Annotated in this window: 19 protein-coding genes and 1 pseudogene; 11 read left to right on the top strand and 9 right to left on the bottom strand. The window is 63.3% G+C overall.

The window, feature by feature from the left end; genetic code table 11:
* Positions 1 to 96: 96 nt before the first annotated feature.
* Positions 97 to 1,593 (bottom strand): aldehyde dehydrogenase family protein, encoded by a 1,497-nt coding sequence (locus A4R35_RS12345; RefSeq protein WP_112429786.1) that lies wholly within the window; start codon positions 1,591 to 1,593, stop codon positions 97 to 99.
* Between the two features lie 371 nt (positions 1,594 to 1,964).
* Here A4R35_RS12345 and A4R35_RS12340 point away from each other — a divergent pair, with 371 nt between their 5' ends.
* Positions 1,965 to 2,495: a peroxiredoxin gene (locus tag A4R35_RS12340; RefSeq protein WP_112429784.1), complete on the top strand. Its 531-nt coding sequence runs from the start codon at positions 1,965 to 1,967 to the stop codon at positions 2,493 to 2,495.
* A gap of 237 nt (positions 2,496 to 2,732) precedes the next feature.
* On the opposite strand, the gene A4R35_RS12335 is transcribed toward A4R35_RS12340, so the two are convergent.
* The 3 genes from A4R35_RS12335 to A4R35_RS12325 all read right to left on the bottom strand — a co-directional run bounded on the left by A4R35_RS12335 (position 2,733) and on the right by A4R35_RS12325 (position 4,759).
* Positions 2,733 to 3,032 carry a hypothetical protein gene (locus A4R35_RS12335; protein WP_112429782.1) on the bottom strand — a complete coding sequence of 100 codons (300 nt, stop codon included), beginning with the start codon at positions 3,030 to 3,032 and terminating at the stop codon, positions 2,733 to 2,735.
* 502 nt (positions 3,033 to 3,534) lie between these two features.
* Positions 3,535 to 4,314, bottom strand: a complete 780-nt coding sequence (locus A4R35_RS12330) for a sensor histidine kinase (protein WP_112429780.1) — start codon at positions 4,312 to 4,314, stop codon at positions 3,535 to 3,537.
* Between the two features lie 232 nt (positions 4,315 to 4,546).
* Positions 4,547 to 4,759 carry a hypothetical protein gene (locus A4R35_RS12325; protein WP_112429778.1) on the bottom strand — a complete coding sequence of 71 codons (213 nt, stop codon included), beginning with the start codon at positions 4,757 to 4,759 and terminating at the stop codon, positions 4,547 to 4,549.
* On the opposite strand from A4R35_RS12325, the gene A4R35_RS24705 reads away from it, so the two are divergent.
* Positions 4,744 to 5,043: a hypothetical protein gene (locus tag A4R35_RS24705; protein ID WP_223258522.1), complete on the top strand. Its 300-nt coding sequence runs from the start codon at positions 4,744 to 4,746 to the stop codon at positions 5,041 to 5,043. The genes A4R35_RS12325 and A4R35_RS24705 overlap by 16 nt on opposite strands.
* A gap of 26 nt (positions 5,044 to 5,069) precedes the next feature.
* On the opposite strand, the pseudogene A4R35_RS25305 reads toward A4R35_RS24705, so the two are convergent.
* Both A4R35_RS25305 and uvrC read right to left on the bottom strand, forming a co-directional pair.
* A pseudogene (locus A4R35_RS25305) lies at positions 5,070 to 5,210 on the bottom strand (FmdB family zinc ribbon protein); the annotation flags it as partial.
* 336 nt (positions 5,211 to 5,546) lie between these two features.
* Positions 5,547 to 7,535 (bottom strand): excinuclease ABC subunit UvrC, encoded by a 1,989-nt coding sequence (gene uvrC / locus A4R35_RS12315; RefSeq protein WP_112429774.1) that lies wholly within the window; start codon positions 7,533 to 7,535, stop codon positions 5,547 to 5,549.
* Positions 7,536 to 7,854: 319 nt separating this feature from the next.
* Between uvrC and A4R35_RS12310 the strand changes: the two genes are divergently transcribed.
* Together A4R35_RS12310 and A4R35_RS12305 are read left to right on the top strand one after the other, a co-directional pair.
* The gene (locus tag A4R35_RS12310; RefSeq protein ID WP_189361727.1) at positions 7,855 to 8,340 is read left to right on the top strand and encodes a cupin domain-containing protein; all 486 of its coding nucleotides are present in this window, start codon (positions 7,855 to 7,857) and stop codon (positions 8,338 to 8,340) included.
* A 167-nt stretch (positions 8,341 to 8,507) separates the two neighbouring features.
* The gene (locus A4R35_RS12305; RefSeq protein ID WP_189361725.1) at positions 8,508 to 10,310 is read left to right on the top strand and encodes an Eco57I restriction-modification methylase domain-containing protein; all 1,803 of its coding nucleotides are present in this window, start codon (positions 8,508 to 8,510) and stop codon (positions 10,308 to 10,310) included.
* A gap of 14 nt (positions 10,311 to 10,324) precedes the next feature.
* On the opposite strand, the gene A4R35_RS12300 is transcribed toward A4R35_RS12305, so the two are convergent.
* Positions 10,325 to 14,893, bottom strand: a complete 4,569-nt coding sequence (locus A4R35_RS12300) for a TIR domain-containing protein (RefSeq protein ID WP_112429768.1) — start codon at positions 14,891 to 14,893, stop codon at positions 10,325 to 10,327.
* Positions 14,894 to 15,229: 336 nt separating this feature from the next.
* Between A4R35_RS12300 and A4R35_RS12290 the strand changes: the two genes are divergently transcribed.
* Positions 15,230 to 15,568, top strand: a complete 339-nt coding sequence (locus tag A4R35_RS12290; protein ID WP_112429763.1) for a helix-turn-helix domain-containing protein — start codon at positions 15,230 to 15,232, stop codon at positions 15,566 to 15,568.
* A gap of 282 nt (positions 15,569 to 15,850) precedes the next feature.
* Here the strand turns inward: A4R35_RS12290 and A4R35_RS12285 are convergent, their stop codons facing one another.
* Entirely contained in the window at positions 15,851 to 16,243 is a 393-nt protein-coding gene (locus A4R35_RS12285; RefSeq protein ID WP_112429761.1) for a hypothetical protein, read from the bottom strand.
* Between the two features lie 426 nt (positions 16,244 to 16,669).
* On the opposite strand from A4R35_RS12285, the gene A4R35_RS12280 reads away from it, so the two are divergent.
* From A4R35_RS12280 to A4R35_RS12270, 3 genes are all read left to right on the top strand, one after another.
* Complete coding sequence (locus A4R35_RS12280; RefSeq protein WP_146747204.1) at positions 16,670 to 16,924, top strand: helix-turn-helix domain-containing protein; 255 nt, start codon at positions 16,670 to 16,672, stop codon at positions 16,922 to 16,924.
* 371 nt (positions 16,925 to 17,295) lie between these two features.
* Complete coding sequence (locus A4R35_RS12275; RefSeq protein ID WP_146747203.1) at positions 17,296 to 17,550, top strand: helix-turn-helix domain-containing protein; 255 nt, start codon at positions 17,296 to 17,298, stop codon at positions 17,548 to 17,550.
* Positions 17,551 to 17,989: 439 nt separating this feature from the next.
* Positions 17,990 to 19,645: a tetratricopeptide repeat protein gene (locus A4R35_RS12270; RefSeq protein WP_112429755.1), complete on the top strand. Its 1,656-nt coding sequence runs from the start codon at positions 17,990 to 17,992 to the stop codon at positions 19,643 to 19,645.
* 362 nt (positions 19,646 to 20,007) lie between these two features.
* Here the strand turns inward: A4R35_RS12270 and A4R35_RS12265 are convergent, their stop codons facing one another.
* On the bottom strand, positions 20,008 to 20,226 hold the full coding sequence (locus tag A4R35_RS12265; RefSeq protein ID WP_189361723.1) for a helix-turn-helix domain-containing protein: 219 nt from the start codon (positions 20,224 to 20,226) through the stop codon (positions 20,008 to 20,010).
* Positions 20,227 to 20,964: 738 nt separating this feature from the next.
* On the opposite strand from A4R35_RS12265, the gene A4R35_RS12260 reads away from it, so the two are divergent.
* From A4R35_RS12260 to A4R35_RS12250, 3 genes are read left to right on the top strand one after another with little or no spacing between them, the layout of a single operon-like run.
* Entirely contained in the window at positions 20,965 to 21,591 is a 627-nt protein-coding gene (locus A4R35_RS12260; protein WP_146747202.1) for a hypothetical protein, read from the top strand.
* A gap of 29 nt (positions 21,592 to 21,620) precedes the next feature.
* On the top strand, positions 21,621 to 22,193 hold the full coding sequence (locus tag A4R35_RS24315) for a hypothetical protein (RefSeq protein ID WP_189361721.1): 573 nt from the start codon (positions 21,621 to 21,623) through the stop codon (positions 22,191 to 22,193).
* On the top strand, positions 22,156 to 22,569 hold the full coding sequence (locus A4R35_RS12250) for a zinc ribbon domain-containing protein (RefSeq protein ID WP_262982330.1): 414 nt from the start codon (positions 22,156 to 22,158) through the stop codon (positions 22,567 to 22,569). The genes A4R35_RS24315 and A4R35_RS12250 overlap by 38 nt, the downstream gene beginning before the upstream one ends.
* Positions 22,570 to 22,634: the final 65 nt, after the last annotated feature.

Here is a 22,634-nt window from a genome sequence, read left to right as displayed (position 1 = left end):
GCTCGTCGTCCTGGGCCGGCATGATCCGGTCGGTTCCTGGAGCCGCCAGGCCGCTGCCTGTGATTGGGTTGGTTTGCCGTAGTAGAGGAGGGAAGGCTATTCGTAGACGACGGCGACGGTCTTGACCTCGCTGTAGTCGGCGACTGCGTTGGGGCCCAGCTCGCGGTGACCGTTGCCGCTGGCCTTCATTCCTCCAAAGGGCATATGGATCTCCGAGCGCGTGGTTGGCGCGTTGACGTAGATCAACCCAGACTGGATGTCGCGCATGGCGCGGAAAGTGTAGTGAGTGCTGCGGGTGAAGATGGCCGTCGAGAGGCCGTAGATCGTGCTGTTGGCGACGGCGACGGCCTCTTCGTAGGAGGCCACCGGGATGATGGAGACGAAGGGACCGAAGATCTCTTCGCGGGCGATACGCATCTCGGGCTGGACCTCGCCGAAGATGGTCGGTTGATAGAAGGCCCCGTCGCTGTATTCTCCCTCGCGCAGTGGATTGCCGCCATAGAGGAGCCTGGCCCCTTCGTGCTTGCCCAGCTCGGTGTACTCGTGCACGGCCTGCACGCGCCCCCGGTTGACGAGCGGTCCCATGTCGACATCTTCGCGCAGGCCATCGCCGATGCGCAGGCTGGCGGCGGCTTCGATGAGGCGCTCGCTGAACTCGGAGACAACGGCGCGGTGGACAATGACGCGACTGGTGGCCGTGCAGCGCTGGCCGGTGGTGCCAAAGGCCCCCAGAGCCACGCTGGCGACAGCGCGCGGCAGGTCGGCGTCCTCCAGCACGATGACGGCGTTCTTGCCGCCCAGCTCCAGCGCGCAGCGGCGCAGGTCGCGCCCGCACAGCTCGGCGACGCGCCGTCCGACCTCGGTCGAGCCGGTCAGAGAGATCATATTGACGTCGGGATGGCTGGCCAGGGCCTCGCCCAGGGTGCCACCAGGCCCGGTGACGACGTTGAAGAGGCCGTCGGGAAGACCAGCTTCCTGCAAGACCTGGGCCAGTTTGAGGGCCAGCAGGGGGGTGTCGCTGGCGGGCTTCAAAACCACGGCATTGCCGGCCTGCAGGGCCGGGAAGGTCTTCCAGGCGGGAATGGCCAGAGGGAAGTTCCAGGGGGTGATCAGCCCAACGACGCCTAGCGGCTGGCGCACGGTCAGATAGAGCTTGCCACGCTGAACCGAGGGGACGGTCTCGCCTTCGGCACGCCAGCCGTCGCTGGCGATGTAACGGGCAACATCAATGGCCGTCTGCACTTCTCCCCGCGCCTCGTTGAGGATCTTGCCCATCTCGCGCGTCATGAGGACCGCCAGCTCTTCCTGGCGCGTCTCCAAGATCTGAGCCGCCCGCTGCAGGATCGCGGCCCGCTGCGGCGCCGGTGTGGCCGCCCAGGCGGGTTGCGCCTGGCGCGCGGCGCGCACGGCCTCATCGAGGTCAGCGACGCTCGATTGCTGGTAGTAGCCGATGATTTCGGAGCAATGGGCCGGGTTGGTGCTGACGAAGGTGGCTCCACTTGCCGAGGGGCGCCACTGGCCACCGATGAAGTTATAGAAGACCGGCGGCTCGCTGCGCGCCGGAAGGTCTGTCTGGACGTATGGCTGTGTCATAGAAAAGGTCACTCCTCGCTGAGAATCGTCACATTCACGTCATCCTGTGAGAACAGCACGGGATCGGCTCTGATCAGCGGCTGCTGGCTGCTCCGGGGGACGGCTGGCTGGTCTGGCCGCTGGGCCGCTGGCAGCCGATCCTCATTATAGCATACCAGTACCTGTGCTCCTGATCTGCTGAGTCAGGTCGATCTGCTCACACCTTGACCCAGGCTGCTCGTCTGACCTACATTCTCTACGTGTGACTGGTCTGCATAGTTCGGAGGAGAGACCGACCGGGTGAGCGGGTCAAGGCCATACTGACGTGACGACCCTCCCCCGCCTCGGCAGGCGGTCGCTCTTCTGCAAAAGGGAACGAAAGGAACACGCGCATGAGTGGATCAAACACTGCGGAGCAGCGAGGCAAAGTACAGGTCGGTGACCTGGCCCCAGACTTCACTCTGCCCGATCAGACAGGTCGTCAAGTCAGCCTGCACGACTTTATTGGTAAGTCTGTGGTCGTCCTCTACTTCTATCCCAAGGACAATACGCCCGGCTGTACCGCAGAGGCGGTCTGCTTCCGCGATAGCTATGTGGTCTTCAAGCAGGCGGGGGCTGAAGTCATAGGCATTAGCTCGGACTCGACCGAGTCGCATGAGCAGTTTGCCAATCAGCATCGACTGCCCTTCATCCTGCTGAGCGACCGGGGGGCTGCCGTGCGCAAGCGCTATGGGGTACCGACAACCTTCGGCCTGCTGCCGGGGCGCGTGACCTATATTATCGACAAGCGTGGTGTGGTGCGCCACATCTTCTCATCGCAGTTCAACCCTGAGAAGCATGTTGAGGAGGCCCTGAACATCGTGCGGACCTTGCAAGATGAGGAAGGAGCCGGTGCCTCGCAGGCTCCTGCCGGGCAGGCCTGAGAGCAGACCTGAGCTGAGCGCTAGCAGCCCGCAGCCCTGCAGGCGGGCCAGCGACAGCCGGAGCCGGCAGCCGGTCACTGGCCTGCCTGTTGCAGGAACTGATCAAAGAGAGCGCGGCCCGGCCTTCTCTTTCCGCCACCGCTCTGGCAGACCGGAGCAGGCGGTCGGGGGAGGAAGCCGGGTCGCGCTTTGCTATGCGTGGTGATCGACTGGCGCCCAGGCCGAGGGCCGGAGCACTTAGGCTGTCTCGATGGTGGGGCTGCCGCTGCCTGGCTCGGCGCGCGGCTGCTCCGCGGCGGGAGCCGACTCGCTGCTGTAGTCGCCTTCCTGAGCTGGACGCTTGAAGACATAATAGGCCGAGGTTGAGGTCAGGGGCTGAATGCCCACCAGCTCCCAGCCTTCGCGGCCCAGGCTGCTCAGATAGCGGCGCACGAAGGCGCTGCGTCGCTCGTTGCCGATCAGCGTCTCCAGACCTTCGCAGGAGATGCGCCCACGGGTATCAATATAAGCGACCTTATAGGCCCACTGCTGTGGCATAGCGCTTACTTACTCCTTTCAGCTCGCTCGCTGGACCGCAGCCCGGAAAGGCTGAGGAGAGACCAGGCCAGGCGCAACGGGCGCGGGGTCAATGGGGCCTTGTCCTCTGTCTGGCTCCTCTGCTCGACAAAGGACAGGGGCAGGTGTGCGACCCGTGGCAGTCGGACCGTGCCGGAACCCTTGAAGCCACGTCCGGTGACTTCCCTGGCGCCGGGCAGGCCAGCCTGACGCCTCGCACGCTTCTGTCAGAGAGTATGGCCTGCCCGCCAGACGCCGGGGCCTGCCGGGTTCCACAATGCAACAGGCTCCGGGCAGGGGGGCATGGTACGCTCCCACGGGTCTCGCCGCCCACGAAACAGTATAGTCTTGCGTCGGAGGGAGCGCACCGTCAGAAGGCCGGGGAAGAAGGCCGGGAAAATCCCCAGGTTGGCACCTGGGCGAATCACCAGGGAGGGAGGCAAAAGGGCAAGGCCGGAGGAGGGTGAAGCGACGGCGGGCAGGATCAGGAGGGCAGAGGGAGATCGAACGAGAAAGTAGTGCCCTGGTCCTCGGCGCCGGGACGCTCCAAACGCAGCGTGCCACCGTGGGCCTCGACGATGCTCTTCGTAATGTAGAGGCCCAGACCCGACCCCTGACGGCTGCGCGCTGCCTGCAGACGCACGTAGGGGCGGAAGATGCTGTTGATCTCCGCCGCCGGAATGATGCGCCCCACGTTGTGCACGCTCACGCGCACCAGATGCTCCTCTGGCTGACTGACACGGACGGTAATGGTCGTATGCTCGTCAGAGTACTTGATGGCGTTATCCAGCAAGTTGCCAACAGCCTGCTGCAGGCGCTCGCCATCCCAGCGACCGATGAGCGGCGTCTCGGGAACCTCGACTTCGAGGCGGTGGTAAGGGGCCAGCGGGCGGAACTGCTCAACCAGCTCACGGATCAGCGCGACGATATCACACTCGGCTAGCAGGAGTTTGAACTGGCCAGTGGAGAGATAAGAGGCGTCGAGCAGGTCATTGACCAGGCGTTTGAGACGCTGGGCCTGGCTGATAATGATCGCCGTGCCCCGCTCGACCGTCTCGCGGCGGCAATTGGGGCGGGCGATCATCTGGGCATAGTTGATGATGGGAGCGAGCGGGCCACGCAGCTCATGGGCGATCATCGCCGTAAACTGCTCTTTACGCGCTAATTCCTCCTGAAGGAGCATATTGGTACGTGTCAGCTCATCTACTTGTTGTTGCAGCGCCCTGACAACCTCTTCCTGCGACTGCTTGCGGTGAGCTCGCATGCGTGTGGCCTCCCTACTCGCTCGGTGGCTAATACATCGTTAAGTATACACTTAATCCACGTGGCCGGCGGTTGAGGCGGAAGCCACTGGGAATTTTGGGGGAGAGAGAGGTGAAGAAGACGGGCTTCCGCTCGTGGGAAGAAGGCGCGCCGCTGTCAAGAGGGGCAGACAAGCATAGGCGCTTGCTGCCTCTCGACAGCTGCAACGCGTGTCAATTCCTTTCTTCCTTCATTCATTCTGCCGGAATCAGGCCCAGGTCGCGCAGCTCTTCCCTGGCTCCCTCGCTCAATTGGGCGAGGTCGAGGCTGGGATCGGCATGGGCGATCAGGTGGCGCAGCCGCTCGATAATCTCCTGGCGTGTGTAGAAATCGCTCGCCAGCCACAGCTCGCCAATGGTGATTTCGATCTGTCGGCGCTGCAGAGCGGCCAATGCCGATTCGGCCATGCGTTGTCTGCTCCCTTCGTAATGTTGCGACTCTTCCTGGCGTCCTGAGCCGTGTTGAGCCGGTCCCTGCCGCGCGGCTTCAGGTCAGTCAAGGAAGGGCGACCACCGTTGGTTGTGGTGGCCGGCTGGCTCAGGAGCCGCTGCTACTGCTACTGGAGGCTACTGGGGCCTTACTGCTCCCGCTCCCCTCGCTCGTCGAGGAGGAGCTGCTGCTCTCGCTCTCGCTGGACTTGCTGCTTGTGCTATGTGACGAGCCAGCGCCGTTTGAACTGGAGCTGCTGTAGTCCGTTTTATAGAAGCCGTGCCCTTTGAAGACAATCCCTGTAGGGAAGAGCACGCGATGGATCTCGCCGCCGCACTGTGGGCAGACTGTTAAAGGATCGTCCGTGATTTTCTGCCAGATCTCGAAACGATGCTCGCATGCCCGGCACGCATATTCATACGTGGGCATAGGATGCTGTCACCTCCGCGCCAGAACATGGCTTAACACTGGAGAACGAAACGAAGAAAGGAGGTCTTGCGATGACTTCCTTTCCCTACATAAGAAACAGGAGGGAAAGCGTGGCCGCTTTCCTCCTTGCCTGACAAGAGAGCGTCTGCTCAATGTAAGAGATGCTCTACATTAAATAGTAATCGCCAATCGCTTCGTTGTCAATCGAAGGCGTGGAGTGCTAGCGCTCGCCAACGACCGTCCGCAGCCGTCGAGGGCCGCCAGCCTGCCCTCAGTGGTTGGCCTGCGGCCCTCGACGCACTGCCAGCCAGCCATCCTGCCTGCCTGCCAGCCTGGTCAGGACCTGCCGATATACTCCTTGACCTTCTCGGCGGCGGCGCGAGTCATGCCCTCGACGGCGGCCAGCTCCTCGACGCTGGCCTCGCGGATGGCCTGCACGGAGCCAAAGTGCTTGAGCAGGGCCTGCTTGCGCCGGGGGCCGATGCCTGGAATGTCGTCGAGCTGCGATCTAAAGGTGCGCTGGCTGCGCAGCTTGCGATGGTAGGTGATGCCAAAGCGGTGGGCCTCGTCGCGGATGCGCTGCAGCAGATAGAGGCCCTGCGAGGTGCGCGGCAGGCGCAGCGGCTCGGCAGTTCTGGGGAGATAGATCTCTTCGGCGGTTGGCAGGCGGCTGTGGGAGCCTTCTTCTTTGGCCAGGCCGATGACAGGCACTTCAACGTGCTGCTCCTGCAGGACCTGCAGGGCAGCGTTGAGCTGGGCTTTGCCGCCGTCGATGACGATGAGGTCCGGCAGGGGCCAGTCGTGGCTGAAGGCGTCTGCCTCCCCTTCGGCGTTCTCGACGCCGGCGCGCTCGTCGTCCATGTTAGAGTTGAGGGCGCTGTCATCAGTGGCCTGCCGGGTCGGGACTGGCTCACGGCGGAAGCGTCGGCGCAGGATCTCCTGATGGCTGGCAGGGTCGTTGGCGCCTTCGACGCTCTTGATGCGGAAGCGCCGGTACTCCGCCGGCTTGGGACGCCCGGCTTCAAAGACGACCATTGCTCCGACGGCGCTGCTGCCCTGGATGTTGGAGATGTCATAGCATTCGATGCGGTAGGGCGGCGCCGCCAGGTTGAGGGCCGCCTGCAGCTCCTCAAGGGCAAGCTGCGTCTTCTGGCTGTCGCTGAGCCATTTAATGCGCTGCTGCTCCAGCACCTCCTGAGCATTCTGTTTGACCAGCTCGATCAGGCTACGCTTCTCGCCTCGCCGCGGGACGCTCAAGGTAATGGACTTGCCGCGCCGGCTCCTGAGCCAGGCCTGCAGCATATCGCGGTCGTCCGGCTCAACTTCGAGGACGATTTCAGCGGGAATGTGGGGTGCGCTTTCGTAAAATTGCTGCAGGAAGGAACTCATGATTTCGCCCGGGCTGCTGTCGCGAGTGCCCTGCAGGATGAAGTATTCGCGCCCGATGAGTTTGCCGCCGCGGAAAAAGAAGACCTGGGCGCAGGTCTCGTCTTCGGCGCTGGCCAGGGCGATGACGTCCTGGTCTTCTTGCCCTTCGGTGTTGATGATGCGCTGCTTCTCGAGAATGTGCTCGACGGCACGGATGCGGTCGCGCAGGCGGGCGGCTTCCTCGAAGTTGAGGGCCTCGGCGGCCTCGTGCATGCGCGCCTCTAGCTGCTTGAGGACTTCCTCGTGTTTGCCTTCGAGGAAGAGGATGACCTGCTCGATGATGGCGTCGTAGCCTTCGCGCGTGACGTAGCCGACACAGGGGGCCAGGCAGCGGTGAATATAGTACTGGGTGCAGGGCCGGCTGAGATATTTGGGCTTCCAGCCCGGCGGTGTCTGGCCGTCGCGTGGTGGGGCCCAGGCGCTGCCGTCGTAGCGGCAGGTGCGAAAGGGAAAGAGTTTGTTGAGCAGGTCCAGGGTGGCGTCGACGGCGGCTGAGCTGGTGTATGGCCCAAAGTAGCGGTTGCCGTCGCGCTGGTAGTTGCGCACGCGATAGACACGCGGAAAGTCTTCGCTGAGGGCCACTTTGATATAGGGATAGTTTTTGTCGTCGCGCAGCAGGACATTATATTTCGGACGATATTGTTTGATGTAGTTGCTTTCGAGGACGAGGGCCTCGATTTCGTTTTCAACGACGACGTATTCGATGTCGTCGACGCGAGCAACCATGCTGCGATTTTTGGGGCTGAGGTCGGCGGATTCCTGGAAGTAGGAGCGAACACGCTGGTGAAGCGAGACGGCTTTGCCGACGTAGATGATTTGCCCCTGGGCATCCTTCATGAGATAAATGCCGGGTTTGTGGGGCAGGCTGTTGAGAACGCTGCGAATTTTGTCGTTCATGTTGGCTTGTTCGCTTCGCTGTGATGATACTGGCCCGGTTCTGCTCTGCTCTGCTCTGCTCTCGTTGGCTGGCTGACTGGCTGAACGCTGGCTATGGAGGCTATGTTTATGCTGCCCTAGCTAGCTGGCTGGCTGGCTTAGGTCAGGCTGCCGTTATCCTCCCTGGAGACTGCCGCTTCATTATACTATAGCGATGCCAGGATGGCGCAGGCTTTGCCGTGGCGGCCTCCGCCGGGCCGGTCCTGTCGACGAAAAAATAGTGCTCGTAGCGTTCCCATCTGGACAGTACTCTTTGAGAACAGAGGAGTGGCAGAGTATCATGACCGGAGCTTACCAATCCGATCCGCCGCCGGCTCTCTTCCTGGCCGCGGGTGCCGCTGCGGCTGGCGAGGTGCATCAGTTAGGGATCAGCACGCTCACCTTTAAGGTGACGACTCCCAACGCCGCCGATCTCTTCGTGCTGGAGAATGACTTTCGCACAGGCGGGGGACCGCCGCGCCATCTGCACTACGATCAGGAAGAGTGGTTCTATGTGCTCGCGGGAACCTTTCTCTTCGAGGTGGGCTTGCAGCGCTATGCGCTTGAACCGGGGGCCTCGCTGCTGGCTCCGCGCGGCGTTCCCCATGTCTGGGCCTGCACCGGCGCGGGCCGTATTCTGATTGCCTTCCTGCCGGCGGGCAAGATGGAAGCGTTCTTTCGGGCGGTGACCGCTCGTGGGGGGGCGCCGGCCATGCCGCCGCAGGAGGCGGCTCTCTGGCGCGCTCATGGCATGGAGCTGCTGGGGCCGCCTTTGCCGCTGGCCTGATTGGCAGGGTGAGGTCCGCTTGCAAAGGCGAGGCGCCGGGCGGGCGGATGAGGAAGAGAGGGAGAGCTGCCCTGTCATCTGGGGCCTGTTGCTGCTATAATGGGGCCAATCAGGATGCGCTGGCCCGTGACGCTGGGCTGGCGACGGATCAGGGTGGGAGGCTTGCAATGGTCGATGCAGCAGGCAGGGAGCGGCGAAGACCGCCGGCGGCCCTGCAGTTGGCACTTCCTTTGAATGGGCAGGAGCTACAACACCCTGCCCGCTTGCGGAGGCTGGAGACAGGCGCGGGTCAGGGGCAATCGAAAATGGCGGGCGTGGTGGCGACGCGGGCCGCGGTCGTCGAGCTGATGCTAGATCTGGCTGGCTATCGAGCAGAGGAGGCCCTGTCTGACAGGCTCGCGCTTGAGCCAGCGGCTGGTGAGGGTGCCTTTCTTCTGGCTCTGGCGCGCCGTCTGCTCGCAAGCTGGCAGCGCCAGGGGCGGCCCACACGGGATCTGGCGCCGGCCCTGCTGGCCTATGAGCTGGATGAAGGACGGGCCAGCCAGGCCCGTCAGGCACTTGGTCGGCTCTTAGCTGACTATGGCTTCGGCGCTCAGGAGGCGCGGGAGCTGGCGGCCTCCTGGCTGCGCACGGGTGATTTTCTGCTGGAGGCCCCGGGCCTGCCCGCTGCCGATCTGGTGGTGGGCAATCCGCCCTATGTGCGTCCCGAGGCGCTGCCCCGTGAGCGCCTCAGTCTCTATCGCTCGCTTTATCGGACGATGCGCGGGCGGGCCGATCTCTATGTGGCTTTTCTGGAGGCGGCTCTCTGGCGCCTGAAACCGGGGGCGCTCTGTGCCTTCATCTGCCCCGATCGCTGGCTCTTTAACCAGTACGGGGCCGAGCTGCGCCGCCTGGTAGCCGAGGCTTTCAGCCTGGAGCTGGTGCTTGAGATGCATCGTGCTGCTCCTTTCGCCCAAACCGTGACGGCCTATCCGGCTATCACCTTGATCCGGCGGGCCCGTCAGGGCCAGCTTGTCCTGGCGCAATTCTCAGAGGAAGGTGCGCCCGCCTTAGAAGAGGAGGCGGTCAGTCGGCTGCGCGGACTGGCCGAGGCGCTGGAGGCTGTGCGTCAGGGGCAGCGGGTAGCGGGCGCTCTCCCCGCGGGCCTGCGGGCGAGACGGGTGGAGATGGCGGGTCATTTGTCTGCTGAGGTGAGAGTCGACTGGTCTCGGCCAGTCCTGGCGCCCGAGCGGCTGACTCTCTTGCGTCGGCTGGAGGAGCGCTTTCCGCCGCTGGAGTCGGAGGGAACGGGGACCACGGTCGGCATCGGCCTGGTGACGGGTCTGGACGAGGTCTTTATTACGAGCGATCCAGAGCTGGTAGAATCGTCGCGTCTCTTACCGCTGGCGCTCCGCAGCGATACGGAGGGCGGCCTGCTGCGCTGGTCGGGTCACTATCTGGTCAATCCCTGGTCGCCAGAGGGCCTTGTTTCTCTGGAAGACTTTCCCCGCCTGCAAGCCTATTTCCTGCGCCATGCGGAGGCGCTCAAACGGCGCTACGTCGCTCGCCGTGCCCCCGCCCAGTGGTATCGCACCATCGATCGGATGCAGTTCGCGCTCATTGAGCGTCGCAAGCTCTATGTGCCAGATATCGCGCGCTGTCTGGAGCCTGTGCTTGATGAGGGGCAGACCTATCCTCACCACAATTTGTATGTGATTTGGTCTGAAGCGTGGGATCTGGAGGCTCTGGGCGGGCTGCTGCTCTCGGATGTGGCCCTCTTCTTTGTGGCCTGCTATGGGGTGCGCATGCGCGGCGGCTACTATCGCTTTCAGGCCCAGTATCTGCGACGGATTCGCCTCCCGCGTCCGGCTGAGGTAACGCCAAGGCATCGCCAGGGACTGGTGACGGCCTTTCGTCAGCGCGATCGCCGGCTGGCGACGCGCATCGCTTGCGAAATCTATGGCATCGCTGCCCTGCCTGCCGGTCGCTGATTCCAGTAGTGCTGTCAGTCGACGGCGCCGCTCAGAAAGCGCTCTACCTGAACAAAAGCCTCTCCCAAAGCCGACCCCAGCTCGGGAGAGCGTTCAAGCAAATTGCTCACCAGCGGGAAGAGCCGCAGGGCCTGCACGCGTGTGCTCACTCGTGACCACTCCTGCTGCACCAGCCGCAGCAGCTCCTCAGACTCGCCCGCCTCCGCCAGGGCCTGCCCCAGGGTCAGCAAGACCTGCGCCTGTCCCTCTTCGCTGAGGATGTCCGCGATCAACTGCCGTCCCTCGGCCCAGGTCTGGCGTGCCCGCTCCCGCTGCCCGGCCTGCGCTAAGGCCCGCCCCAGCACTGCCAGGGCTCGCGCCCGCTCCTGATCGAAGCTGATGGCCTTACTGATCCGCTGTGCCTCCTCCCAATGCCCGGCCTCAGCCAGCGAAGCCACCAGCCGGGCCAGCAGCTCGCTCGCCCGCTGGCTATACGGGTAGTGCTTCAGCAGGCGCTCCGCTTCGTCCCATTCCCGGGCGGCAATGAGGGTCTCGGCCAGAACAGCCAGCGCCTCAGCCTTCCCCCCCTCGCCCTCTAGCGTGGCAATCTGCTGCTCACTCTGCCGCCAATACTGGCGCGCCCGCTCCCGCTCACCGGCGGCGGCAAGGGCTTCTCCCAGGGCGGCCAGGAGCTCGACCTGCTGCTCAACCCACATGCCTGCAATGAGCTGCTCACTCTCACGCCAGCACTCCTCGGCCCGCGCCCGTCGCTCTGGCTCCGCCGCCTGCGCGTGGCCCTTCCCCAGGATCAGCAGCGCCTGAACTCGCTGGAGCGCCAGCGCAATGGCCCGACAGCAGCGCTCGGCCTCGTCCAGCCGCCCGGCCCTGACCAGCTCATTGACAAGCAGGACCTGAGCATCGGCCCGCTCCCACCCCTCGGGTACGCGCTCGACAATGCGGGCCGCCTCTTGCCATTCGCCAGCCTGGGCCAGCTCGCGCGCCAGCGCCTGGTAGCCGTCCGACTGCTCCCAACTGCTGGCCTCTCCGGCAATCAGAGCCTCGGCTTCCTGCCAGAGCCGCCGTGCTCGCTCTCTGGCCCCCGCCAGCGCCTGCAGTCGCCCAAGGTAGGCCAGGACCTCACCCCGCTCCTGACCTTGCACCAGGCTGCGAACCCAGCGCTCCGCCTCGTCCCAGGTCGCGGGGGAAGCGAAGGCGCTCACCAGCGTGAGTGCCGCCTGAATCTGCTCGCGGGTGGCGGGCTGCTTGCGCGCCAGGCCGACGATCTGGCGCCAGCGCTGCTCGGCTTCGGCCCGCCGCCCCGACTGGCTGAGATTCCGGCCCCGGGCAATGAGTACCCCGGCCTGCTGTGGCCAGTCGCCGAGCGTAGTGGCAAGACGCTCCGCCTCCTGCCAGCGCCCGAGCTGAATCAGGCGGTCGATGAGCAGGGCCAGCGCCTCGCTCCGCTCCTCTCCCTCTGGCAGGGCGCGAATGATGGCCTCAGCCTGCCGCCAGTAGCGCTGCGCCTCCTCATGGAGGCCCGCTCGCGCCAGCGCCTGACCAAGCTGCACACAGGCGAGGCGCTGCTCGTCGGCGCTCTCCAGTCGCTCAAGCTCCGCCTCGGCCTGCTGCCAGAGCCGCTGCGCCTCGCTGAGCTGACCACGCTCGGCCCGGGCCTGCCCAAGCCGCGCGAGGGCCTGCAGGCGTTGGCGTGGGAGCGGGATGCGGAGGCTATGCGCCTCGGCCTCCTGCCAGCGCCCGGCAGCGGCCAGCGCCTCGGCCAGACTCTGGCGGGCCTCCGCCTGCTGCCTCTCGTCCTCCAGACGCTCACTGCTGGCTTCGGCTTCTCGCCAGCGCCCGCTAGCTGCGCAGGCGTGAACCAGCTCTAGCCAGGCTTCTCCTCGCCGCCACGGGTCGGGCACAAGCTCGCAGATCCGCTCGGCTTCGCTCCATTGCTGGGCGCGGGCCAAAGCTCGCACCAGCGCGACCAGGGCCCTGGCTTGCGGCCTGCCGCCGGAGATGCTGAGCGCCTGCCGCTCCGCCTGCTGCCAGAGTCGCTGCGCTCGCGCCGGCTCGCCGGCCTGGGCCAGCTCGCGCCCCAGCACGGCCAGCGCTTCAGCGCGCTGCTGCGCGGCGCTTTCGCTGATGGTCTCCAGGATCTCGCTGGCCTCATCCCAGCGCCGGGCGCGGGCCAGCGCCTCGACCAGTGTCAGCCGTGCCTCATCCTGCAGGGTATTGGCAGGCATGGCCTCGATGATCTCCTCGATCTCGGCGCTCTGGCCCGCCTCGGCCAGCCCCTCGGCGATCTGCTGCAGGGCCTCGGCACAGAGATCAGCCGGAACTGCGCGCCGCGCTACGCTGATGGCGGCCCGCCAGAGCTGCAGGGCCGGCTCAGACCAGCCAGCCCGGTAGAGGTCCTTCGCCAGCTCACTCAGCAAGGGCGCCAGACGGTCCGGCTCGCCGCTCTGCCGCGCCACGTCGCAGACACGCCAGTAGAGCGGCCCGTAGTCGCTCTCAGGCGCCCCCTGCTCCTGAAGCTGGCGCGCGATGGCTACCAGTGCCTCGATCTGCCGCCCGGGATCGCTGATGAGATCGGCCAGCCCAAGGGCCTCTTGCTGCCGCCCAAGCTGGACGAGCAGGGCGAAGGCTTCCGGCGGATAGCGCTCGGCCTGGCTGCTCAGGCTGCAGCGCAGCAGGGTGTAGTGCCACAGCCGCGGCAGTTGGGCCAGGCCCTCGCTGAAGCTCCAACCCTCCCAGGCAGCGGCCTGCCGCCCAAAGTCGAGGTCGCTGGCATAGGCGCGGGTGCTCGGATCAAGCTGGCGGATCTTGCTCTGCCCATAGTGACCGGCGTCAAGCAGGGCAAAGAGCCGCTCCCAGCCCCGCCCATAGAAGAGGTGGGCCGCCAGATGCTGACGGGCGTAACGCCGACGCGCGGCCTCGTCGGGATCGTGACGCGCCTCTTGCCAGATTAGCTCACTGTCACTGCCGCCACGCTCGCACCAGTCGGCCAACACCCGATGCCAGTGGGCCTCTTCGGCAGCGCTGAACAGATAGGGCCTGGCCGGCTGCTCAGGGTCCTGGCGTAGATAGTCGCGCAGCCTGGGATGGAAGAGACTGCGGCGCCCGACACCGTCGGCGACGAGCAAACCGCCAAGCTGCTGCAGGGCGTCGCGCACCTGGTAGGTGGGCAGCGGCGCCAGGATCTGGCTGAGCTGCTCCGGCCCCAGCGCTTCGCGGGCGACCAGCAGCAGGCCAAGCAGGGGATAAATGACGCGCTCCCACAGGGGATGCAGCTTGAGACGGTCGATGCTCAGGCTGAAAATATTGGCGGGGTCACTGGAGAGGCGCTCTCTGAGGGCGTCCGCGGTGAGGGCCGGATCGCGCTCCAGCTCGCGCGCCGCCAGGTCAAGGTAGAGGGTGTTCTGCTCCATGAAGGCGTAGAGCCGGTCGCCTTCGGCGCGTGTGAGCTGCAGGCCACGCTCGCGCAGGAGCTGGTCGAAATCGGCGCGACTGAGTGGCGGCAGGCGATACTCACGCACCGGCCCACGCTGGCGCAAGGCCGTCAGGAGATCGTCGGGCCGGCTGCCCAGCACAAGAACACAGCCCGCCGGCGGTGGCGTGGGGAGAAAGCTCAGGTCGCGTCTGCCGCTGGGGTCACGCGGAAGCTGATCCAGACCATCGATGCAGATCAGGACGCGCTCGCCACGGCTGCCCAGCTCGTTCAGGAGATTCCAGAAAGCGGTCGTCAGGGCGGCGCGACTGGTGCCGGCCACCAGCAGAGGCGTCGGGTCGAGGGCCTGGGCAAAGATGAGACGCGCCAGCAGGTCGCGCAGGAGGGCGACGACATGATCGATGGGCGGGTCAAGCGGCAGGAAGTGATGCGGGACGCGCTCCGGCCCTTCTTCCTGCACGAGACGGGCGATGAGGCTGCTTTTGCCCTGGCCAGCCTGAGCGCTGATGATCAGATAACCGCCGCCCGGCTGCAGTTCGGCGATCTGCTGACGAAGGGCGGCCAGCTCGACGCTGCGCCCGACGAAGCCCTCCAGTCGGCTGGCGATGAAGGGCTGATGATCGATCAACATGGCGCGCAGAGCCTGCTCATGCTGGGGCAGGAACAAACTGGCGCCGGCAGCTTGCTGGCGACGCCGCCATCGCTCGCTGATGAGCTGGCGTAGCCCTTCCTCAACAAGATACAGTCCTTCATCGCGCGAGCGGCTGAGCGGGTGGCCCGGAGGCAGAGCTTCCAGTCGGCCAAGCTCGGTATACTTCCAGCCCACAGGACGCACGATGATGGGGACGACGACAACCCCGTCGTCGCGCCGCGCCAGGGCCACCTCCTGGTCGTCGAGACAGTCGGGACTCTCGAAGAAGTCAGGACTGACCAGCAGCAGGATCAGATCAGCGCTCTCCAGGGCGGCGCGCCTGGCTTGCTGGGTGTCGCTGCCGGCCAGGATCTGCCCCGGCCCTGTGATGACGGGCGGCTCTAAACCCGCCCCGCGCGCGGCCATCCGCACCCGTTGGGCAATGCGCTCGCTCCACGAGCGCTCGGCGCTGGCATAGCTGAGATAGACGCGTAAGCTCCCGCTGGCGCCAGCTCCCGGCTGCATGCTGCTCCTCCGGCCTGCCTCAGCTCACGTGAATGGCAATCGGCTCCGCTTTCTTTTCGCCGGCTGAGTCGCAACCCGCAGGCTCTCCCGGCAGGCTCTCCCGGCAGGCTCTCCCGGAGAAGGATCAGTGAGTCCCTGAGCCTGGCCCCAGGCCTCGCCGGCGTTTGCTCTTGTCTCGCAAAATTGCCTGCTTCTTCGCCCAGTATACCATAGGTTCGGCCCCGGCGCCATCCAGGGAGTTGGGGCCTCTTGTGTACAGTAGAGAGGAGATAAGCATCAAGGCCTCCTTCCGGCCCAGTAAAAAATTCTTAAGAAGTTCTTCCATAAATGGCATAAGTGAGCTATACTGATAGCACTATCTTCGCTTATGAGGGAAGAATCGTGCTTCGGCTGCGTATCAAAGAGATTGCACGTGAGAAGGGTATATCCATGAACCAGTTATCCCAGCGGGCAGAGGTCAGTTATAACATCATCAAGGCCATCTATCGCAATCCCTATCGGCCTACCAACACGGAGACCGTGAACCGCATTGCGCACGCTTTGGGAGTGCCGACGACCGTCCTGCTGGAAGATGTCTCGGAAGAGGAGATGGTCCGCGAACAGCGCGCCCTGGCGGCGGAGCTGGCAGTGCTGCCCCGCCGGCCAGGACGTCAATCCCGCCACCCGGCGCCATAGCCGCTGTGGGCAGGCGGGCTGGCGAGTCAATGCCGGACCGATGCGAAATTGAGAAGAGAGAAGGAAAAGATGGCACGCGTGGTCCCGACGCGCCGGGCCAGAACTCGACGCTCCCACCCGCGCCATCTCGCGGAATCATAGCCGTCGCTGCGCTCGTTCGGAAAAGCGCTTGCGCCAGAAGGGGTCTTCGCGCTCTTACGTGGGCGCTGATAGCAGACGAGATGGAGGTTTAGAGAGTAGGGGTAGAGGAAAAGCGAAGACCCTCTTCAGTTGCAGGATGTCTCAGGAAAGGCTCCCACCTCCTTTCAGGGTTGGATGGATGGACGGCAGGACCAGGCTCAGGTAGTTGTGGAGCTGCTCGCAGTTGGCCAGCACCTCATCACGCTCCTTGGAGGCGGCAATCTTGCGGCGCACCAGCTCGGTGAAGGTGGCAATTGCCTCGGTGATCAGCCCCAGCTCGTCCCACCTCAGAAGGATAACCTGCCCGCTGATAATCTGCTCAACTTTGAGCAGGACAAGCTGTATACGGTTGATGCTGCGATGGCTCACCGGCTGACCAGCCTGGCCCGACTGCAGGTAACGCCCATAAAACAGGAGAATGTACTTGATGGCCTTGAGGTCGTCTGCTCCGACCCCCATCATCACCTGCTTCCCCCCCCGTTCCCCTTTCGTCATCACTCACTTCCTTTCTCTACCAACAACGTGACGCTTCCATCAAATCCCTTTTTCCTCAAGGGGCAGTCCTAACCCACTCTGGATTATACCTTGAAAGTGCTAATTTGTAAATATTCCCTTGAAAATGGCTCCCAGGATAGGAGAATGTACCTGGTAGCCTTAAGGTCATCAGCGCCAATCCCATCATCACTTGCTTTCCCCTGTTCCCCTTTCGTCATCGCTTACTTCCTTCCTCTGCCAACCACGTGACGCTTCCGCCAGCCAGCTCCCAACTCCCTCACGGGACGATCCTAACCAACCGCCTCCTAAATTATATCTTGAAAGTATTAATTTGAAAATATTTTCTTTGAAGATAGTATCGAAGAATGGAATTACCTATATAGTCACTGGCTGGTATGCTTAAAAAAAACCTATTGGGGAGCTAGCTTGCTACGCCTGCGCGTCAAAGAGGTTGCTCGGGAAAAGGGCATGTCTATGCATCGTCTTTCCCTGCAAGCCCAACTCAGCTATCACGTCGTTCGTGAGATTTTTATAGATCCATACAAGCCAGTTTCCTCGGATACCATCAATAAGATCGCTGAAGCGCTCGGCGTGCCCGTTACGGATATTATTGAAGACGTGCCGAAGTGGCAGGCCGAAGAGGAGCGGAGGCGGCTCAAAAGCCAGCCGGAGGACAGCTAGCGTCTCCTCACTTGAGCGCTTGACTGCAGGGTTATAACACCAGACATCCGCTCAACTCTCCGCCCCTACTTGCACGCTGGCAGAGAGCACCAGACTGGCATACGGGGAAGGTGCCAGCGCAAACAAGAGAAAGTACGTGCATTCAACCTCACAGATGGTGTATACTCTTCATGGCCGCAGAAAAGAAGCGCCTGCTTGCTGAACTGCGACGCGCTCGATCGATCTGCACGCTGGTTGGCGCCCTGCGAGCAAGCAAGAGGCTAGCGCTGGCGGTCACTCGCCGTCAGCGAGATAGCAAACAGGCAAGGAAGGCGAAGTGTGTTATTCCCCCTGGTTCATATTATGTAGCAATGGAGAGTTGAGGAAAGCACGTGTTACGCCTGCGGGTGAGAGAGGTAGCTCAAGAGAAAAATATGTCTATACATCGTCTTTCGATAAAGTCAGAAATCAGCTATCATGTCATTCGTGAGATTTTTATCAATCCATACAGGAGACTTTCCACATATATCATTGATAAGATCGCTGAGGCGCTCGAAGTGCCCGTTACGGATATTATTGAGGACGTGCCGAAGTGGCGAGCTGAAGAGGAGCGCAAGCGGATCAAAGGTCGTCTGGAGGGCAGCTAGCCCTCATGTGAGGGCATCATGGCCAGGGTGGCAGTGCCAGGAGTTTGCTCAGCAGTCCGTCTCAGTCTGAAGCCTCTCAAAGAGAGCGGGCCTGTCATGCTGGGCAGCTATCAGCGCAAGCGAGGGACAGAGCACTGCTCAAGAGACACCGTCTGCACAGAGCCGTACAGATGGTGTATACTCTTCATAAGAGTAGAAAAGAAGTGTCTGCTTGCTGAACTGTGGCCCGCCTGGCGTGGCCCTGGAGCTTCGGGCCATTCCTGACCTGAGCGGACCGGAAGCGAAAGCCGGTGGTGGTGGAAACAGTTGGCGAGCGGACGAGCGAGCCAGCGCACGAGCAGACCAGCCGAAGCGGAATGCTCTCACCTGCTCGCGGAGCAACAGGAGAGCAGGCTCTCAGTCGGCGGTCTGTCAAGTACTGGAGAGAGGAGCAGCTTCCATGACCGCCGAAGGCGAAGAGCTGGAGCAGGCAATTGCCCGGCTTCAGAGCGAACTGCAGCAATACCGCGCCAGAGGAGACCAGCGGAACGAGGGGATCACCCTGCACAGGTTGGGCACCCTCTTTCAAAATCACGGGCGGCCCGAGCAGGCCCGCGCCTGTTACGAGCAAGCTCTCTCGATCCTTCAGCGGCTGGACGACTTCCAGGCGCAGGTTGCCACCCTGCACAACCTGGGCACGCTCCTGGCCAGAGAGCAGCCTGAGCAGGCGCGCCGCTATTACGAGCAAGCCCTGCTCATCCTGCGTCAGACCGGGGATCGGCGAGGGGAGGCCTTCACCCTGCACAACCTGGGCCAGCTCTACGAGAACCTGGAGCAAAGCGAGCCAGCCCTGGCCTGTTATCAGCAGGCCCTCGCGATCCTGCGCACCCTGGGTGAGCCTGGCAACGAAGCCGTCACCGTCATCAACCTGGGGCGGCTGGCCGAGCGACGCGAGCGCTACGACGAAGCCCGCCGGCACTATCAGGAGGCTCGTCGTCTCCTGCAGCAAGCAGGCGACCCCGAGCACGAACTACTCGCCCTCAAAGACCTGGGGCGGCTGGCCTGCCGTCAAGAGCGCTACGAAGAAGCCCAAAGCCTCTACGAAGAAGCCCGCGCCCTCTGCCAGCGCCTCGGCGATCCATACCAGGAAGCCGTAGTACTCATCAGCCTGGCCGAGGTCTACGAGGAGCGTGAGCTCCTGCTCCAGTCCCGGGCCGCCTACGAGCACCTCCTGGCCTTCCAGAGCGAAAGCAGCGGCAGCGGTCATGTCTTCTTTCCCATTCATTTCAACCTGGGCAGAGTCTATCACCAACTGGCCCTGACTGAGCGCGCCCGTCGCCACTTCGAGCAAGCCCTGGCTCTGACCCTGACCGGCGACCTTCCCCCCTACTGCGAATACCTGAGCCGAGGCTCCCTCGGGCGGCTCCTCCAAGACCTGAGTCGACCCGTCGAAGCTTTCAACCACTACCGGCAGGCCTTACAGGGCTTCTCCCGCATCAGCTACATCCCCGGCCTCATCCAGACGCTGTGCCTCCTGGGCTCCCTCCTTGGCCGCTACGGTCAGCTTCAGGCGGCCCTGGCCCACTTCCTGCAGGCGCGAGCCATCGCCGAGAGCCAGAACAATCTCGTCGCCAGAGCCTCCATCGACAAAGAGCTGGCGCCCTTCCAGAACCTCCTCGGTCCCGAGGAGTTCGCGCGCCTCTCCCAGCAGACTGAGCCTCTGCGCGGCGTCCTGATCGACGCCACCCTCGAAGGCATCGTGGCCCCTACCTTAGTCAAATTTGAGCAGATCGTGTTGCCGTCCGAGCAGCTCTGTCCCCTCATCGAGCGCGTCAGCCTGGCCCTCGGCGGCGAAAGCCCGTCCCAGGAGAAGCAGCAGCTGCTGCGCGAGCTGCAGCAGCGAAGCGCCCAGGCTCAGACTCAGAGCGGCGGCGACTCCGAAGGGCTGACCGCAGCGGCGGCAGCGGCTGACTTCTACGCCGCCCTTGCAGCCCTGCTAGAGGGCCGGTCTCCCGCGCTGCCCAGGGACCATCCCTACTCTCCGCCCCTGGTCCTCATTCAGGATGGCCAGGCCCGCTGGCGAGCCAGCCGGGCTGCGGGCGATCCATCGAAATAAGTGTTGCGGGCTAAATTCCCATAAAGGTGTGCCGCCGGGGACCCCTGGATGAATCCAGGGGAGGAAGGCGGCCCCCTCCTGGCATTGGTCTGTGCTGGCTTCCGCAGGCTTCAAGCATGGTTGCCAGAGCACTGGCCGAGAAACCAGCCAGGCCCACCCGCTTCAGAAAGCGATGACGGCTCTGCTGGTTGAAGATGTCATTTAAACAGAAGCAGTTCCTGGTCCTGGCTACGTCTAGGGCGCATAAAAAGGCTACCTCCTGATAGTAGTTGGCCTGCACGGTAAAGAAAGGTACTCCTCCGCAGAGGACTGCTTGCACGCGAAGAGCGGAGTCACAGGAACAGGAGTGAGACCAAGATGAGCTACCTCGCGTCACCCTGATTGAGAAAGTCCTGGAGGGCCTTGCGGGTGATCCGGTAATTAGGGCGGCGTTTCGTCCCAATATTCGCCGCTTTCAGACGACTCTCTTTAATCCACTGGTAGACGCGCTTGATATTGACATGGAGCATTCTAGCAATATCTTCTGCGGAGAAGTACTCTTCCTCCATGAGAACTCGTTCCCAGATTGTCGTTTTGTGCATAGTGCTTATCCCTAGTATACTGGCGCAGCGAGTAGATGTCCAGTGGTTAGTATAGATTGGTTCCATCTGGTTCTAAACACTTGACTTTGGAGTAATTATCATGTATCCTCTCCTTGTAGGAGCAGTCAAGTAAGCCCGTCGTTGATATGATTGCTGACCAGGGGAGTTGAGAATGCGCTTCAGCGGTCGAGGAGAGATCACAGGCTCACTTGCGATGACAGCCGATGCCAGTGATCCCTCGAGATACTGAGCCTGGGACAAGGTGTGTGTCAGCTCTCCCTGCCGCTTCAGACGGTAAGCTGTCGGGGTGTGCTGACAGAGGTGAGGGAGAGAGGAAACCAGCAAGAAAGCGTCAGGAGCCTGCTCTTTCTGGAATAGCAGTGTTGAACAATACGGAAGCGCCTAAGACTCCAACTCAGGCGCTCCAAGAGCTCGCTGATTGTTCATCCTGCCACTGGCTAGATGCGCTCTGGACAACAGCCAGTTACAGGGAGTTTGCACAGCGAGGTCCGGGCGTAGTATGCCGCATCTGACCCCGGCTGTCAAGCGCGATCAGCGGTCTTTCTGGTCTGTCTGCTGCTGTATCGTTGGTCGCTTGCTGGCTGCCGGAGTCGGGCTGTCTTGTCAAGACCCCGTGTCTCCCAGCAGGCCAGAGGTTCCCGTCCTGTTCTGTGGGGTGTGTCTGCCTGTCTGTCCCGTTCGTGGAACGAACGACTGGCAAACAAAGAGGAAAATATCATGGCCGAGCTGTCTGGTCCTACGGGGTCCCCTGATCCCCAGCAGCCCCTGGACCCGGTCCTGTTTGCCGACCGCGTGGGGTTCCCACCTGCGCCGTCTGGTGAGTGTTCTGTTGTCACTGCCTCGCCCGCTGAGTCCGTCCCCCTGTCGTCGCTCCCAGCGCAGGATACCGCTCCGGCGGCAGCTTCCCCTGCGATGGCTCCCGTGCCGTTGCCTCGCTGCGCGATGCTCGTCACGGTGGCGCAGGGAAATCCCCCGGAGCTGGTTCACGTCCCCTTCATCGAGGCCAGCGATCCCGAGTTCGTGAAGGGATACTACTACGGGACCATGTCCTACTTTATCGATGGCGATCGGGAAGACGACTTCCACCGTGTCTTGACGGATCAGGCCCTCATCGAGGAAGTCCTGCAAATCTTCACCGAAGGCGAAGTCTATGAGGAGCCGCCCGATGGGAGCAGCTGGCAGGAGTGGGCTGCCTGGACCGCCGGGTTCCTGGCCGGGCTGATCTCGGCGCGCCTGCCCTCGTCGCTGCCCCTCTACGGTAATTGTGAAGCGTGTCATCAGCCCGTGCGGGCTGTGGCTATTGCCCCCGCTGCGACGGTCCCTGCACCTGTCTGCCTCCTCTAACCAGCGATCCAGAAGTCGCCCACCAGGGTGTGTGCTGCTTTCGACGCCGACGGGCGCTGTTCCTGATCGGGCCACGAGGACGCGATGCCCGTCTGCGCCCCGATGGCACCCTCTCGCTCTGGACGGTGGCCGGACGCAAGCAGCTGCCCTCCCGGGTGCCGGAAGCCTTTCAGCAGCGGCTGACGCAGGCGAAAACGATGGACAGCCTCACCGTGCTGGAACGGGGTGGGCAGCTGATCGGGCGACTCACCCTCACGCTGGAGGTGCCTGATCCCCCAGCGGCATGCCCAGAGACCGAGGCCGTCGTAGGGATTGATCTGAACGAGACGAATGCGCTGGTGGCCGTGGATGGACAGGAGCGGGTGCTCTTCGTCAGCGGGAAAGCGGTGAAGGTGCGCGACCGGCGCACGGCGAAGACGCGGACGCGGTTGCAGCGGAAGGAAGCTGGCGGCCCACAAGGCACAGCATCGGGACACGCGCAGTGTCCGACGGGTGCTGCAACAACTTGGCCGCCGGCAACGGCAGCGCACCCAGACCTTTGCGCAGACGGTGGCGAAGCGCCTGGTGGAGTGGGCACCGCCACAGGCGGTGCTGGTCTTTGAACGGCTGCAGGTCCCTCAGCCTCAGCAAGAACACATCCGGGGGCGAGCACTGCGGCGCCGGTTAGCACTCTGGCAGCGGGGGCTGATCCGCCGCTGGACCGAGCAGCAGGCGCAAGAGAAGGGGTTGCGCGTGGCAGAGGTGAACCCGGCTTACACCAGCCAGCTCTGTTCCCATTGTGGCCAGCGCGGAAGCCGGCGCCGGCATCACTTCACCTGCCCGCACTGTGGGTTCCAGGAGCATGCCGCCATCAATGCGGCTCGTAATATTCGGGATCGCTGTCCTGTCCTGCGGGGCAGTGGGCTGTTGTCAACCAGCCCGGAAGCCCGGGCCGACGAGGCTGCGGGCAAGCCCCTGGCTGAAGCCAGGGGTCGTTGACTTCTTCCAAATCTCTTTTACAAATTTGCACCTGGATGGGTATATTCATCCACAAAGAATTGGTG

The sequence above is a fragment of the Thermogemmatispora tikiterensis genome (assembly GCF_003268475.1).
Lineage (GTDB): Bacteria > Chloroflexota > Ktedonobacteria > Ktedonobacterales > Ktedonobacteraceae > Thermogemmatispora > Thermogemmatispora tikiterensis.
This window is presented reverse-complemented; position numbering and strand designations above follow the sequence as displayed.